General features: G+C 66.5%; 1 protein-coding gene. It reads right to left on the bottom strand.

Annotated elements, in window-relative coordinates; genetic code table 11:
* Positions 1–364: condensation domain-containing protein (locus H0H10_RS01590; protein ID WP_188178963.1), on the bottom strand; the 364-nt coding region annotated here is incomplete at both ends.

Raw genomic sequence — 364 nt, 5'->3', positions numbered from 1 at the left:
ATACGCCACCGACAGATCACGAGCCAGCGGACCCATCGACCAACCATCCCCGGCGATGTGATGGATGGTCACCAACAACACGTCATCGGTCTGTCCCGTCGAGAAGAGCCGGGCCCTCAGCGGTATCTCCGATGACAAGTCGAAGCCACGGCGTGCGGCTGCCCTCACTTCGTCGGCCAAGCTCTCCTCTGTCACCGGGGTCACGGTCAGCTCGAAACCGGTGTCCTCGACCGGGAGGATGTGCTGATACGGCTCGCCGTCGACGGACGGGAACACCGTGCGCAGCACCTCGTGCCGGGCCAGAACGTCGCGCAGGGCCGACTCCAGTGCGGCGCGGTCGACTCCGCCGGTCAGCCGGAGCACG

The sequence above is a fragment of the Streptomyces griseicoloratus genome, from assembly GCF_014534645.1.
Lineage (GTDB): Bacteria > Actinomycetota > Actinomycetes > Streptomycetales > Streptomycetaceae > Streptomyces > Streptomyces griseicoloratus.
The sequence above is the reverse complement of the archived record's forward strand: the minus strand, read 5'-3'. Positions and strand labels throughout refer to the sequence as shown.